Annotated in this window: 17 protein-coding genes and 1 tRNA gene; 7 read left to right on the top strand and 11 right to left on the bottom strand. The window is 33.8% G+C overall.

The annotated features are described in order from the left end of the window. Position 1 precedes the first annotated feature (1 nt). From IPJ83_01185 to IPJ83_01175, 3 genes are all read right to left on the bottom strand, one after another. Positions 2–472 carry a T9SS type A sorting domain-containing protein gene (locus IPJ83_01185; protein MBK7879160.1) on the bottom strand — a complete coding sequence of 157 codons (471 nt, stop codon included), beginning with the start codon at positions 470–472 and terminating at the stop codon, positions 2–4. Between the two features lie 231 nt (positions 473–703). Next, positions 704–1228, bottom strand: coding sequence for a ferritin (locus IPJ83_01180; GenBank protein MBK7879159.1), 525 nt, complete (start codon positions 1226–1228; stop codon positions 704–706). Between the two features lie 35 nt (positions 1229–1263). Next, a complete protein-coding gene (locus tag IPJ83_01175; protein MBK7879158.1) occupies positions 1264–1713 on the bottom strand; it encodes a low molecular weight phosphotyrosine protein phosphatase in 450 nt (149 codons plus the stop codon). Between the two features lie 177 nt (positions 1714–1890). Between IPJ83_01175 and IPJ83_01170 the strand changes: the two genes are divergently transcribed. After that, a complete protein-coding gene (locus tag IPJ83_01170; GenBank protein ID MBK7879157.1) occupies positions 1891–2496 on the top strand; it encodes a hypothetical protein in 606 nt (201 codons plus the stop codon). A 435-nt stretch (positions 2497–2931) separates the two neighbouring features. Next, positions 2932–3858: an OmpA family protein gene (locus IPJ83_01165; GenBank protein MBK7879156.1), complete on the top strand. Its 927-nt coding sequence runs from the start codon at positions 2932–2934 to the stop codon at positions 3856–3858. A gap of 58 nt (positions 3859–3916) precedes the next feature. On the opposite strand, the gene IPJ83_01160 is transcribed toward IPJ83_01165, so the two are convergent. Beyond that, on the bottom strand, positions 3917–4327 hold the full coding sequence (locus IPJ83_01160) for an OsmC family protein (GenBank protein MBK7879155.1): 411 nt from the start codon (positions 4325–4327) through the stop codon (positions 3917–3919). A 3-nt stretch (positions 4328–4330) separates the two neighbouring features. Further along, positions 4331–5311, bottom strand: coding sequence for a PhoH family protein (locus IPJ83_01155; GenBank protein ID MBK7879154.1), 981 nt, complete (start codon positions 5309–5311; stop codon positions 4331–4333). Between the two features lie 122 nt (positions 5312–5433). On the opposite strand from IPJ83_01155, the gene IPJ83_01150 reads away from it, so the two are divergent. From IPJ83_01150 to IPJ83_01140, 3 genes are read left to right on the top strand one after another with little or no spacing between them, the layout of a single operon-like run. Further along, complete coding sequence (locus IPJ83_01150; GenBank protein ID MBK7879153.1) at positions 5434–6210, top strand: SAM-dependent chlorinase/fluorinase; 777 nt, start codon at positions 5434–5436, stop codon at positions 6208–6210. After that, the gene (locus IPJ83_01145) at positions 6207–6491 is read left to right on the top strand and encodes an antibiotic biosynthesis monooxygenase (GenBank protein MBK7879152.1); all 285 of its coding nucleotides are present in this window, start codon (positions 6207–6209) and stop codon (positions 6489–6491) included. The genes IPJ83_01150 and IPJ83_01145 overlap by 4 nt, the downstream gene beginning before the upstream one ends. Before the next feature lie 17 nt (positions 6492–6508). Beyond that, positions 6509–7591 (top strand): AAA family ATPase, encoded by a 1083-nt coding sequence (locus IPJ83_01140; protein MBK7879151.1) that lies wholly within the window; start codon positions 6509–6511, stop codon positions 7589–7591. Between the two features lie 4 nt (positions 7592–7595). Here IPJ83_01140 and IPJ83_01135 read toward each other — a convergent pair whose 3' ends face one another. The 6 genes from IPJ83_01135 to rsmA form a co-directional block, all read right to left on the bottom strand. Further along, positions 7596–8327 (bottom strand): hypothetical protein, encoded by a 732-nt coding sequence (locus IPJ83_01135; GenBank protein ID MBK7879150.1) that lies wholly within the window; start codon positions 8325–8327, stop codon positions 7596–7598. Positions 8328–8493: 166 nt separating this feature from the next. Further along, positions 8494–9174, bottom strand: a complete 681-nt coding sequence (locus tag IPJ83_01130) for a rhomboid family intramembrane serine protease (protein ID MBK7879149.1) — start codon at positions 9172–9174, stop codon at positions 8494–8496. A 16-nt stretch (positions 9175–9190) separates the two neighbouring features. Next, entirely contained in the window at positions 9191–10165 is a 975-nt protein-coding gene (locus tag IPJ83_01125) for a KpsF/GutQ family sugar-phosphate isomerase (GenBank protein ID MBK7879148.1), read from the bottom strand. Between the two features lie 413 nt (positions 10166–10578). Next, positions 10579–12618 carry an oligopeptide transporter, OPT family gene (locus IPJ83_01120; GenBank protein ID MBK7879147.1) on the bottom strand — a complete coding sequence of 680 codons (2040 nt, stop codon included), beginning with the start codon at positions 12616–12618 and terminating at the stop codon, positions 10579–10581. A 105-nt stretch (positions 12619–12723) separates the two neighbouring features. Next, positions 12724–13176 carry a GatB/YqeY domain-containing protein gene (locus tag IPJ83_01115; protein ID MBK7879146.1) on the bottom strand — a complete coding sequence of 151 codons (453 nt, stop codon included), beginning with the start codon at positions 13174–13176 and terminating at the stop codon, positions 12724–12726. A gap of 36 nt (positions 13177–13212) precedes the next feature. Continuing rightward, positions 13213–13971: a ribosomal RNA small subunit methyltransferase A gene (gene rsmA, locus IPJ83_01110; protein ID MBK7879145.1), complete on the bottom strand. Its 759-nt coding sequence runs from the start codon at positions 13969–13971 to the stop codon at positions 13213–13215. Positions 13972–14117: 146 nt separating this feature from the next. Here rsmA and IPJ83_01105 point away from each other — a divergent pair, with 146 nt between their 5' ends. Next, positions 14118–15131, top strand: a complete 1014-nt coding sequence (locus IPJ83_01105; protein MBK7879144.1) for a T9SS type A sorting domain-containing protein — start codon at positions 14118–14120, stop codon at positions 15129–15131. 97 nt (positions 15132–15228) lie between these two features. Next, positions 15229–15302, top strand: a tRNA-Asn gene (locus IPJ83_01100). Positions 15303–15360 lie beyond the last annotated feature (58 nt).

Raw genomic sequence — 15360 nt, 5'->3', positions numbered from 1 at the left:
ATTATTTATTTAATTTTTCAATTTTGAAATATTGTGATTGGTTTTGATTTTGCACTTTTAAAATATATACCCCGGCAGGAATATTTTCTGTATTGAGCAGATGAACTCCTTCTGTAATTTTATTTTGGACAACTTTCAAGCCTTGAATGTCCGTTAAAATAAAATCTACCATTCCATTTGTAAAATTCTCCATACTAAGGCTTGCCCGTACAGGATTTGGATAAACATTAAACCCTTCAAGGACAGGATTTGAGACAGAAGAAATCACTATTCTTCCTTGATGAAAACCTTGAGTGAGTTTAAAATTAGTTGACGTCAGGCTCTCTGTTGCAATTTCACCCAAAGTCCATTCCAGCGTAAATCCCCCGGATTTAAAAACATCTCCTGCAGATCCAATAACCTCTGGGGTTATCTTTTGCGCAGCAATAAAACCACTTAAACTAACCAAAACAGCAAAGAAAAATACTTTCATAATTTTGAATTGTACTATAAAAATACAATGTTTGTTCCAGAAACACAAAAGTCTGGATTTAATTATCTGGTAAATCGCAAGAATCTTAAAAGAGAAATTTTATTATTTAATCTATAATAAAATTTTATATTGCAATTGAGTAATATAAGGTAGGTTTACAAATTATATTTAGTAATGTGGCCTAATTGCCAAATTAAATATATTTTATTTTAAAGTCCCTTAGTTTGGATTTTATTTACCTTTTTCTCCTTCTATGTTCTTAATTATAGCTTGGTTAAAGCGATCCATTTCTTTGTCAATATAGTACAAACTCTGGGGTCCATTTCCTATTAACTCAATTTTATCTATTATTTTCCTTATCATAGATTCTTCTTCTCTTTGTTCAGCAACATACCATTGTAAAAAATTATTCGTAGCATGGTCATTTGTCTGTGTCGCCATTTCTATAATCCTATGGATAGATTGACTAACTGTTTTCTCCTGTACTAATGTTTGTTTAAAAATAGATTGAACAGATTCATAATCGTTGACCACATTACCCAATGCCGGAATTACTGGTTTGCAATCCATCTCCAAAAGATATTCGACCAATTTCATCATGTGAAATTTTTCCTCTTCAGACTGTCTGTAAAAAAATTGTGCTGTACCCTCTAAACCTTTGTAATCGCACCAAACCGCCATGCTTAAATAAGAGAAACTTGCTTCAGCCTCCATCGCAATTTGTTCATTTATAGCCTTTTCAATTTCTGGTATCATTGTATATTTTTTAAAACTAATTAATAATTTCTGTATCAATAATGTTTTAAGTAACGGTGGAGAATTGCTCTGCACCCAGATTCAATTTTATCAAAAGCCTTATCAAAACTTCCATCATAATAAGGATCCTCTACCACTTCACTAGGACTAACAAAATTCATTATACATTCAATTTTAAGGTGTGGCTTATTAGCAAATATTTTCTTGCATTCATTTAAAATATAATAATCCATTGTCAAAATCAAATCAAAATTCTCCCCATCAGATTTTTGAATTTTTCTTGATCTCTGTTGGCCAATTTTTAAACCCCTCCTTTTAATTTCTTCAATTGCTCGGACATCTGGACTTTCGCCATCATGTAATCCATTGGTTCCCGCAGAATCAATAATCCAGTCCAAACCTTTTTCTCTAACCAACGACTCCATGATCGCTTGAGCCATTGGAGAACGACAAATATTTCCCAGGCAAACCATTAATATTCTCATATCTCGATATGAAATTAAAGCAAAGATAATTATCCTATTGACTTTAACATCCGATAGACATGAGTTTCAAATAATCACATTATGCTTGTATGGACTAATTTTAATTTATATTAATTTGTATTTTAAAAACGCATTTGGCACATTATTTGATAATTATACATTATATAATTTTTGAATATGTCTTATTTAACTGAAACTCTTTTTGCTTTCGCATTCAAAGGTATAAATTGGGTGTTCCCTTTTGTTCTTTTGAATTCCTTTTGTCTCGCCAATTCACCTGCAGAAAACAAAATTAGTTTCGTTTTCACACAAATTGGTTATGATTTTGCAGAGTTAAAAATTGACTTTCCCGATGTTATTCACAATTTATCTATTCAAAAAGGGGTGAATTCTGAAAATTTAAAACCCTTTAAAAATTTCATTGGAAACCATTCAGAAATACTACTTATTGATCACATCAATTCCTTTCATGAAGAAAATGTCTGCTATAAACTTAGTTATACTGACCAGAATAATGAAGACTACTCTATAATTTACTCTTGTGACATTGACCAACCCGTGCTTAGACCCATTTTAGAAAACAACTTTCTATTTCTTAGAGCGGCTCAAACAAATAAAAATGAAACCTTATCAATTTTAATTTATGATGTAAATGATAAGATTCTCTTTCAAAATGACCAAATAAATCTTGCTTCCTTTTCCTTCCCTCTAATTAATAAAAATAATATAACCTGGTTTATACTTTATGAATTTAATGACAAAAGAGGTGTTTTAAAAATTTAATTCTGACTCTAACTATTAACACCATATTTGGTCATTTGACTCATAAGTGGATTTGTATGAATTTAAATTACACACTTTAAATTAATTCAATTTTTCTTTCCAATTGCCAAATAAATTTCTTATCTTTCTCCAACAAAATATTTAAGTCTTGCGTTAATGTTTTCCAAGATCACATCCATGGTTGCCAGATTTATTATATTCGCTTTTTTCATATTATATATTCATCCAAACTTATTGGGGCAAGCAGACACATCTACCATTGTTTTGATTAATGGTTCATTTGAAGGAACTCCTCAGCCTGGAAATCCGCCCGCCGCATGGATTGATTGCGGTTTTCGTGCCGAAACTCCTCCCGACATTCAACCTCAGATTCCGGGGAGGGAACCTTTTTTCAGAGTAACCAAACCAGCGTACCACGGAAATACTTACTTGGGAATGGTAGTAAGAGAAAACGAAACATATGAAAGGGTGGGTCAAAAACTTTCTCGCCCTTTGAAAAAAGGCCGATGTTATTCCTTTTCCATTTACCTGACGCGATCTTTAGAATATATTAGCGCATCTCACATGAGTAGTACTGAACTGAAATCTTTTACTACTCCAGTAATTTTAAGAATTTATGGTGGAGAAGGATATTGCAACCAAAAAGAACTTCTAGCTGAATCCGAACCTGTCGCAAATTCTGATTGGAAAAGATTTGACTTTGAGTTCAAACCTAAATCCGATCTTCCGTATCTTGAACTTGAAGCCTTTTATAAAACTCCTGTACTTTTCCCTTATAATGGAAACTTGTTGCTTGATAATGCATCCAATATTAAGCTAATTCCTTGTCCGGAGGATAAAAAGAAATATCTGGCTTATAAAAAAGAAAAAGCAACACTAGATGCATCAGAACAAAAATCTTCTCCAGCATCTTCCATTTCTTCAGAAAAAGTGAAAGAGACAAATGAAACGGTAAATGTTTCACAAAAAAAACAACAAAAAATTTTAAAAGATTTAGACAAATCTAAAGTCAAAGTTGGTCAAACAATAAAAATTGAGAAACTTCAATTCCCAGCTGATAGCTTCAAAATTAATGCAAGTTCTTATCCGGTTTTGGATGAAGTATATGATTTTTTAAAAATTAACCCTAAAATATATATCGAAATTGGTGGACATACAAATAGCCAGCCAAGCCATGAATTTTGTGATCGCTTATCTACCAACCGAGCAAAAGCCGTTAGGGATTATATTTTGTCCAAGGGAATTGATGAAGAGCGAATTTCTTATAAAGGGTACGGAAAAAGACAACCTATAGCCCCAAATTCAACAAAAGAAGGTAGACTTCTAAATCAAAGGGTTGAAATTAAAATAATAAGTATATAAGAAATTTAGGTTTACAAAATTGTTTCAATATTAAATGTGTGATATATTATCACTCCCATTATAAGGCCCAGTGAAATGTGATAACTTCTTCAATTTCATGATTCAGACTCCTGGAAACCGGACACCCTTTTGCGGCATTTGTTAATATTGATTTTTCCCTGGAATCGTATTCGAAATTTGGCATATATATATCAACTTCAATTTTTACTATTCTCCTTGGGTTATCTGCCATAGTTTTTTGAATATCCACTTTAGTTCCCTCCATTTTAATTTCGTGTGTTTTAGCTGCAATTCCCATAATAGATAAAACACAACATCCCAATGCAGTAGCAACTAAGTCAGTGGGGGAAAATGCTTCCCCTTTTCCAAAATTATCAGTTGGTGCATCTGTAAATATTATTTGGCCGCTTTTATTGTGTGTCGCTTCCGTTCTAATATCACCTTTATAAATTATACTCGACGTTTTCATATTTTATTCTTCTTCTGATGGGTTGTTTTTTTTGTATTCATCCTCATATGCCTTTAAAATTTCTTTTACAAGTCTATGTCTGACCACATCATCTCTCGTGAGATAAATTGAGGTTATTCCCCCTATACTATTTAATAGTTTTGATGCCTGTTTCAAGCCTGAAGTCTGACGATACGGTAAGTCAATTTGGGATAGATCCCCCGTAATGATACATTTTGCCGTTGGTCCTAATCTAGTTAAAAACATTTTCATCTGGAGGGTAGTAGAATTTTGTGCTTCATCCAATATAATAAATGCATTATCCAGTGTTCTACCCCTCATAAAAGCTAGGGGTGCAATTTCTATAACTCTGCTTTCAATTAGTTGGGTAAGTCTTTCCGCTGGAAACATATCGTCCAATGCATCATAAAGTGGTCTCAAATATGGGTCTATTTTTTCCTTCAAGTCACCTGGAAGAAAACCAAGGTTTTCACCTGCTTCTACCGCTGGTCTTGTAAGTATTATCTTTTTGACCTGTCTGTTTTTCAAGGCCCTTACTGCAAGTGCTACCGCAGTATAGGTCTTTCCTGTCCCCGCTGGACCAATTGCAAATATTATATCATGCTCTTCAGCCGCTTTTACTAACAGTTGTTGGTTTTTTGTCTTTGCATAGATCACTCTTCCTTCACGTCCATGTACTAAAACTTGTTTGCTTTCATGCTGTGAGATTTGCAATGGATAAGGGTTTTCGCCTTGGATTAATCCTTCCACTGTTTGTAAGCTTAATTCATGATTATTTCGCAATAACTTAACCATTAACTCAACTTTGTGTTTAACTTCCTGTGTTTCCTTTTTATCACCCAATATTTTCAATTGCGTCCCTCTGGAGGTTATAACAAGCTCTGGATATGCCTTTCTCAATAAATTCAACTTGATGTTGTTTTCACCATATAGAGCCAATGGGTCAACATTCTCAATGTTTAAAATAATTTCACTTTGGGACAAATTTTTTGGTTTTAAAAATTAATTGAAAACTATGTATTTTAAAAAATTTAAATTAAAGTCGTACAAATTTATACGATAATAGGGAAATGAGTAATTTTCGTGCTAATTTTAATGACTAATAAATGACTTATATTCATAAACCACAATTTATTGCACTTTGTTCCGATTTTGGGCAAAAGGATTTTCGTCTTGCGGCCTTAAAAGCTACAATTCTTAAACAAAATTCTACGGTAACTTTCATAGATATAAGCCATGAAATTCCTCCTTTTGATTTGGTACAGGCGGCTTTTATCCAATCCAATGCATTTAGGTCCTTTGCTGAAGGAAGTATTCATGTTTGTTGGGTTTTCAATGTTGGTGAAGATCATGGCATTTTACTTGCTCAATGGGAGGGTCAGTTTTTAATTCTTCCTGACAACGGGTTATTAAGTTTAATTTGTGATCAAAACAAACCGGAGAAGATATTTAGGGTTAGTGATGATTCTTTCAAATTTAGAGAAAGAATTTCTTCTGTCATTAAACATATTATTTCAGATGAAGATTTATCTGAACTTTATGATACATGTGAAAACCCTGTTGTTAAAATTAATGTTTCACCTGTTTATCAAAAGGATAGAATTCAAAGTAGGGTGTGCTTCATTGATCGATATGGAAATCTGATATTTAACATTCAAAAGGAACCTTTTGAAAAGATTACTGCAGGGAGATTGTTTTCATTCCATACTAAAACACACCAAATTATATCTAATTTTGAACTTGATGAAAACAATGTATTTAACGGCAGTTTTTATCTCTATTTTAACGATGCGGGATATATGGTTTTAGCCCTTTGCGGCTCAAATGCTGCCCAAACTCTTGATATAAAAGCCGATGAAACTTTACAAATTGTTTTTGAATGATTACTCGTTTTGTAAAAATGCACTTTAAGCCTGAGTTTAAAAAGGAATTCATAATTTTGTTTTATCAAAGTGTTGAGGAAATCCAAAAATTTGAAGGTTGTCTGGATGTAGTGCTTTTAGAAGATTTAGATAATGTTAACTCAGTATGTACGCTTAGTCATTGGGTAGATATTTCAAGTCTTGATAATTACAGACAGTCAGATTTTTTTAAATTCACATGGAATAAAACGAAATCAATGTTTAGCCAAAAAGCTCAGGCTTGGAACCTAATAGAGATATAAATATCGACACGAAAACCATGCAGCTTGAAATTATACGTCCATTTGCAGAAATAACATTTGCCCATGAATTGTTGGCTCTTCAAAAATTTGACCAAAATGAAAAACCAAACGTTTGGAAACTTTCTCCTAAGGCTATCATGCTCTACATGCTTGGTACTAAGTTGCCAGATGGCACTTCAATTTCCCCAAAATACTTTGGGGATAAAAAAATTTTAGAGTTATCAATTGCTACACTTCTATCAGATCGAGCATTGTTATTAACAGGATTACCTGGAACAGCAAAAACTTGGGTGGCTGAACATTTAACTGCCGCAATTTGTGGTAATTCTTCTTTACTCATCCAAGGAACTACCGGTATTCATGAAGATCACCTTAGGTATGGCTGGAACTATGCATCTTTGATTGCGAATGGACCTTCTGAAGAAGCTTTGATCCCTTCCCCTATTATGTCAGCAATGCGCACAGGTCAGATTGTTCGTATCGAAGAACTTTCAAGAATCCCCACCGAAACACAAGATGCTTTAATTACTATTTTATCCGAAAAGGTACTTCCAGTCATTGAACTAAATAAACAAGTACAAGCAGTAAAGGGTTTCAATTTAATCGCTACGGCCAACGATCAGGATAAAGGTATTTATGAAATGTCTTCTGCTCTTAAGCGACGATTTAACATTATCGTGATGCCTTTACCGTCAACACTGGAAGAAGAAGTTAGAATTGTTGATTTCAGGGTGAAACAAATGGAGCAACTTTTGGAAGTGTCCCTGCCAAAAATTAAAGAAAAACAAATGGAACAATTGGTTACAATTTTTAGAGAATTAAGGGTTGGTAAAACTAATGATGGAAAACAAAAATTAAAACCAACAGAAGCCAACCTTAGTCCTGCAGAAGCAATTTCAATACTGCATCATGCCCGTATACACGGACACTATTTTAACCATAATCTAATACCAATCGAATTGATTGTTCCAGGAATAATAAATATAATTCAACAATCAGAAAATAAAGACTATTCCTGCTTAGAAGAATATAATGAATTGGTCATTAAAAAAAGGTTAGATTGGAAAGAATGGTACCTTGCTTTTAAAAATGTATTATAATCTTTTATTTAAAGATTATTGTCGCCCTTATCTCCTTTATGTTTTGAATTTCTTCCAATGTTCGATCATCTATATTCATCCATAGTCGAGAACCCTTATACTGAAGTAAGTTCTTAATTTCTGGTTTAATCTTAATTTTGCGTATTTCCCGAGGAAAGGTCCATTCCTGAAATATTTTTATACTCATGGAACTAAATATGTCCTCACTTTCTTTTTGGTTTGATTTGTTTTGTTGCAATATTTCCTTTTCTTCTGAACCTAATAACTGATTGGGAATAAATTCATCATAAATTAAAACTGAATTACTACTGTCTGAAAAAAATACATTTGAGTCATCTTTCATTAATAAATTTTCTTCAATACTTGTTGTATCAACTCTCAAGTTCTGTTTATATTGAATAATAAAATTATTTTGATTATCCAGTATAAATGTCTGTCGTGTAAAGTCAAGTTCTGCTTCTTCCTCCGGAAAATATATTTTCTGGATTTTTCTTTTAATTAATTTTATAATTTCCAAGGCTACATTTAAGTCCCCAAGATTTAAAAAATCAAATTCAACTAAATAATAAAAATTATCCTCCAATAAAAAGTGAACATTTGAAATTGAATTCGGTAGCATTGGGTGATTAGCTACTTCCTGTTCCAATTTTTCAAGATTTACTTGAATAGAATCAATTGCTTTACTAAATTTTACTGAGTCAACATCCAATTCATGTTCAAAAAATTCTTGCCTCAACGAATTCAAAAATATTCTTTGTTGAAAATGCCCACCATACAAACTATTAAAAACTGTACTTTGCCTTATATCGCAAGAATATAAAGTAAAAATAAAAAATAAAACTATATAGCAATTCCTCAATTTTATTTTACTCAAAATCAAATCTATAAATCTTAGCTTTAAATCATTCCCCTGAATCGTATCTATATTTATGCCTATACTGTTTTCTGGCAATAAAACCAGCAATAACCCCAAATGCAAATCCTCCAATATGGGCCCACCAGGCAACTCCTACTGACTCCTCTGCTGTAGGATTTAAAGAACCCACTCCTGCAATCATTTGCTGGACAATCCAAATTCCTAAGAAAAACAGAGCAGGTACATAAACTACAGTAAAGAAAATTAGGATTAGTACTTTAATTCTGGAAGCTGGAAACATGATTAAATAAGTGCCCATTATTGCCGAAATAGCTCCACTAGCTCCAATCATTGGAATTTCACTATAGGGATTAAAAAATATGTGAATAACTGAAGCTGCTATTCCTCCAAGAATATAGAAAATAATAAAATTTACTGTGCCAATTACAGCCTCGATATTATCAGCAAAAACCCAAAGAAATAACATATTTCCAATCAGGTGCATCCAGCCACCATGCAAAAACATGCACGTAATAAGTGTATAAAAGTCTTCTCCCCCTAAAATCTCGAAAGGTATTGCTCCATATTGGCTTACAAAAATATTACTCAAATCCTGCCCTAAACTAAGTTCATAAAAAAACACTAAAACATTAACTAAAATCAATGAATAAGAAAATATAGGTTTGTTACCACCTTGCACCTGATCATCTCCAATTGGGAAAAACATATACTATATTTTTACTTTAAATAATACCTTCTTTTAAAAGGTCATGAACATGGATCATTCCTAAGTATTTATCTTCATCCATAACGATCAATTGTGAAATACTGTTTTCCTGCATCATCTGAACTGCTCTAACTGCCATCTCTCCGATTTGAATTGTCTTACAATTGGTTTGTACTAGATTTTTAGCACAAACTCCATTCAAGTCAAATTCATTTTGGAAAAATCTTCTAATATCTCCATCTGTAATGATCCCAATAAGTCTTTCTTGTTCATCTAGTACAGCTGTTGCTCCCAGCCTGCTTGAGGATATTGTTATCAATATATCCTTTAAAGTTGTATCCATACTTACCGTTGGTCGACCATGGAGTTGATAAAAATCATCGACTTTTAAATACAATTGCTTTCCAAGCGAACCCCCTGGATGGAATTTTGCAAAATCTTCCGGACCAAAACCTCTTAAAGCTAATAATGATACAGCAAATGCATCTCCCATTACAATTTGGGCAGTTGTGCTTGCTGTAGGCGCTAAATTGTTGGGTTCTGCTTCTTTAACAACGGGTGTATACAATAGATAATCCGATTGTTTCGAGAGATAAGAATCTTTTTGAGCGCACATACCAATCAGTTGGATTCTTCTGGATTTTATCAATGGAATCAAAACCCTTATTTCTGGTGTTTCTCCACTCTTTGAAATACACAATACAATATCTGTTTCCTGCACCATACCTAAGTCTCCATGAATTGCATCTGCAGCATGCATAAACAAAGCTGGGGTTCCCGTAGAATTCAAGGTAGCAACTATTTTTTGGCCGACGATTGCGCTTTTTCCAATTCCTGTTACTACTAAGCGACCGTTGCAAGAAAACACCTTTTGTACAGCACTGACAAATGCCTCATCTAAACTATGTAAAAGCTGTCCAATTACGGCGTATTCAATTTCAATACAATTTTTAGCCGCATAGATTATGGTTTCACTTGAATTTCTTTTCATTACGGCTTAAAGTTATAAAATTTTCATATTGCCTACTATTGAAAATCCCGTTTACATTTTTTTAAACATTGAACTTCTTCTAAACATCAATCAAAATATTTTTCCAAATTATATTTTTTAATGAAATTCTCTTTATCAGAATGTTTTTTTAAAACACTCGTAGTCAATATTGTGTACTGAAAACTCAACTAACTAATAAATACATGATATTTATTAAAAATGAAATCCTATAAATACTTTATTATTTTTTTAGTTGCTCAGAAAAACAACTGTTACAATTGTCTTGAATGTATATTTTCTTATTCTAATGAAAAATATACATTATTTGCCAGAGACGAAAATAAAGTACTGGCACCCTATAAAGATCTTATATGTCTAGGACATAATAACTACCGTTGACAGATGGAATATGATTATTCTTTTTCTGGTTTAATTGCAATTTTATACAACACCCAAGCCATAAATCCAAAAATAACTACACCTAACAAATTATAACCACCAGCCCCCAAAAGTGCAGTAAGTCCATGTTCGGCACTAAAATTAGCTATCGAAGCAGCAATGCCTTCATCAACAGTTAACAAAGCTACTATGACACCAGCCAGTGCACCACCGGCAACCAGCCCGGTTGCGAATAAACTCCCTTTTCCTAATTCAGAGTCTTCAGTTTTGATATTTTTTGATTTTGCTCTCCAATCAACAATTCCCTTTACTACACCTCCAATAAAAATTGGTAACGTTGTTGACAAAGGCAAATAAAGACCCACTGCAAATGACAATGCTTTTACTTGACACAATTCTAAAACTATTGCAATAAAAACACCACTAAGAACAAATACCCAGTCAAGATTAAAAGACAGTAAGCCCTTAATTAAAGTAGCCATTAATGTAGCTTGTGGCGCAGCGTACTTTTCACCAATAGCATGTTGGATTCCTCTTGAGGCCATTTCGGCAGTCGGAGTGTCTAGATATTTTACCGTAAATCCTATGACTATCGACGAAAAAATTGCGCCAATAAACAAAGCAAGTTGCTGATATTTTGGTGTGGCTCCAACAATATAACCGGTTTTCAAATCCTGTGAAGTGGCTCCTGCATTTGCTGCAGCAATACAAATCATTCCTCCTATTACTAGCGCCATTGGTTCATAAACTTTTCCAGTCCAGCCAACAGCAATAAATACCAATGCTGTTCCCATAATTGTTGCTATGGTCATTCCTGATATTGGATTATTGCTTGAGCCAATAATGCCAACTATTCTACTGGATACGGTAACAAAAAAGAAACCGAATACAATCACCAAAACACCCAACAAAAGTTTACTTATAATAGAAGTTCCCGGAATTTGGGGAAGGATCGCCAAAAGAATTACAAGCAATAATGATCCGACTAGAACTACTTTAAAAGAAAGGTCATTTTCTGTTCTTAGCTGCCCTCCGGATACTTTCTCTTTCATCGAACCCAAACTTTCTCTAAATGAAGATACAATAGTAGGAATTGTCTTTAATAAAGTAATGAATCCTCCGGCAGCTACAGCGCCTGCTCCAATCTGTCTTATATATGCTCGATATACTGCTTCAGCCGTATTTGAAAAGGTATGGTTGGCCGGGTCCCATCCAAATCTTTCACTTACCTGATTTACATCCAGCAAGTTTAATTTTGCTAATTGTGTTGCAATAACATCAGGACTAACAAGATAAGATAACAGCGGGATAAGTCCTAAGGAAGCAAGGACCCCACCTGCTACCAATACCCCTGCAATCTTTGGACCTATTATATAACCGACCCCAAGATATTCTGGTGTTACTTCGGAACTTACTACAGCCGAAGGAAAAAATTTGTTAGCTTGTTCCGTTCCCCATTTAGGTAATTCGGCAATGACGTGAAAAATCTTTTGGAGAATTGCATAAACCATTGAAAATCCCAAACCATAGAATGCGCTTCTGGCAAAATCTCCTCCTTTTTCACCTGCAATTAGCACTTGTGCGCATGCCGTACCCTCAGGATAAGGAAGGGTATCGTGCTCCTTTACAATTAACGAACGTCGAAGCGGAATCATCATCAATGTCCCAAGAATTCCACCAAACACGGCCAATGTAAAAATAGTCCAATATTTAAAATAAGAATCTCCAACTTGCGGATCTGAAAGAAACAAAAATGCAGGTAAAGTAAACACGACCCCTGCTGCTATAGACTCCCCGGCAGATCCGGTAGTTTGAATAATATTGTTTTCCAATATTGTTGTTCCCAAAAATTTTTTACCTAATGAAATTGCTAAAACAGCAATAGGAATAGAAGCAGAAACGGTTAATCCTGCCTTTAATGCAAGATAGACAGTCGATGCGCCAAAAATAACACCAAATAATATTCCGAGTAAAATGGCTTTAATTGTGAATTCAGGAATAATTACATTGGGATCAATAAAAGGCTTAAAGGTTTTGCTACTTTGGTTTTCCATAAGATTTATTTGAATAAGGCTTAAAGATAAACCATTCCAGGAATTTTAAAAATAAGCAAATAAAATTTTGAAACTATACTTCAAGAGAATATTTGAGCCTGCAATCTAACTCTTTGACAACAAGTCTTTAACAATTGTTGAAATTGTCTTCCCATCTGCTTGTCCTGCCAACTGTTTGGTAGCAGAGCCCATCACCCTTCCTAAATCACTTGAATTTGTTGCGCCTAAGTCTTGAATTAAAGTCAATATTACTTCTCGAAGTTTATCTTCACTCATTTGCTCAGGTAAATATCTAGTAAGAACCTGTATTTCATCTCTTTCAATCGCAGCTAAATCTTCTCTACCTTGTGTCTCATAAATTTCTAAAGATTCTTTTCGCTGTTTGACTAATTTTTGAAGAATCTGTATGCCTCGCTCATCCGTCATCGCCTGACCGGTTCCATCTGTGTTTGCTAATAAGATAGCGGCCTTCACTGCCCTGATTGCCCTCAAGGCCTTCTCATCCTTGGCCTTCATCGCTTCTTTTAGATCTTGATTTATTTTATCTTGAAACCCCATCTTTTTTCTTCAAAGATAATATTTGTATTTTGATCATTATAAAAATTTATTCATAAGTTGAAGAAACTCTTCTGGTGAAATTTCTTCTGGCCTTTTGTCAAAATAGTCATCTTCTAATTCCTTCAAAGGAATTTTTGTAGTCCTCAAATTATTGCGAAGAGTTTTTCTCCTAAATTGAAAAGAGCTTTTTACAAACGCTTTAAGTTTCAAAAATGTATTTTCATCAATATTATGCTCCTTTCTTTTAAGATAAACAAAACTTGACATGACCGCTGGTGGAGGAGAAAAACTTTCTGGAAAAATATCAAACAAGATTTCTCGGTCAAAAAATAAAGCACACAATACCGAAAGTATTCCGTAATCCTTTGTCCTTGGATTCGCGACAATTCTTTGTGCCATTTCTTTTTGAAACATGCCAAGAAATTCAGGCACTAAACGGTTATTTTCTAATGTTTTGAAAACAATTTGAGAGGATATGTTGTATGGAAAATTTCCACATAGTAAAAATTCTTCGCCTTCAAAAAGTTCTTCGAACTTTGTTTTTAAAACATCCTGAAATATAAAAACATCCTTTTTATTTGGAAATTGTTTAACCAAAAATTCAAACATATCCCTATCTGCTTCAACCGCTTTTAAATTATCCACTTTTGCAAGTAGAGATTTTGTAATTGCAGCTCTTCCAGGTCCTATTTCCAACACATTTTTAGAATTCTTAACCAATATTGCGTCGATAATTTTCTGAATTACTCCTTGGTCTTTTAGAAAATGTTGCCCAAATGATTTTTTTGCCTTCAACTTTTTTTATTAATCTTCAAAGGTAGTTCTTTAATTTTGGAAATGTATTTCATAAGGTTTTTCCTAGCTTATTAAATTGTCAAATTGTTAATTTTTTTATTGAATTAGTTTTTTAAGCTATCTTGTGGTCAATTAAATTTTATTTTATGAACAAGTTATTTCTCTTTTGTTTTTTAATATTTTCTGGGACAGCTTTGGCCCAACCCATTTTTAATAGTTCGCCAAGCATCGGACTAAAATTGATAAAAAAACAGTTAGATGTAAATTATATTAGCCCTGTTAGTGTCGAGTCTCTGGGTGGAAACGTATCCTGGGATTTTGAACCGGCTGACATTTTGGTTTTATCCCCTGACACAACCATAGTTGTTGAACCATCAGGCGTTCCTAATGCTAACCTTTTTCCCAAAGCAACCTTCGCAATCCAGAGTGGTTCAGATAGTTCTGCTTATTATCAATTTTTTCGAAAAACTAATAATTTAATTGAATTTCTTGGAGAATCCGATGCATCGGGGGAGCCTCCAACTTTATTAAATTCTGGTTTAACGGTTATCACTCTTCCATTAAATTATGGCACTACCTTTGAGGATACCAGTTCTGCTACTTTTGAATCTGAATTTGGTCCAATTCAAGTCGAGTTTGCAGTAAATAACAAAGCGGAAGCTTGGGGAACTATCAAAACTTCTTCTGGAACATACAATTGTCTTAAATTAACTTCAAGGAGTACCACAATTCTTTCCTTAGGTCCTTTGCCAATTGGTTCCCAGACAGATGTGCGTTATGCTTTTTATTCACCTGGTTATCCTGAAGCAATAGCGACTTATACCGCATCTGAAGTAGAATTTGGACCGGACATTGAAAATGATACATTTGCATTCTTTCTTGTTAAGCCCACCTTGTCTGGTCTCGATCCATCCAAGGTTATACATTTAAACATTAGTCCAAATCCAGCACAGGATTATATTATTGTTGATTTGGGATCACAAAATATTAAAAATCAATTGATTAACATAGTTGACGCAAATGGTAAAATCCTTTACCAAGGGAGGGTGGTTGCACCACAACACAGAATTAATGTCAATAATTGGCCTAAAGGAACTTACATGGTTCAAGTAATTGGTGAAAATAACGTTTGGGGAATGGAGACCATAATGTTAAAATAGACAAATTACCTGTTGAATTGAGCTTACAAAAGAATTTGATCATTTTTCCTTGTGCTTTTCATTCGGGTTTATATCTTTGCACCTCGATATTTAAAAAGCCTCTTTAGCTCAGTTGGTTAGAGCGTCGGACTGTTAATCCGTAGGTCCTTGGTTCGAGCCCAAGAAGGGGCGCGTGATTTAAAAGCCCTGCATAAAGCAGGGCTTTTTTTTTAGTTCTTAAATATAAAAA

The organism is Candidatus Vicinibacter proximus, assembly GCA_016713905.1.
Taxonomy (GTDB): Bacteria; Bacteroidota; Bacteroidia; order Chitinophagales; family Saprospiraceae; genus Vicinibacter; species Vicinibacter proximus.
This window is presented reverse-complemented; position numbering and strand designations above follow the sequence as displayed.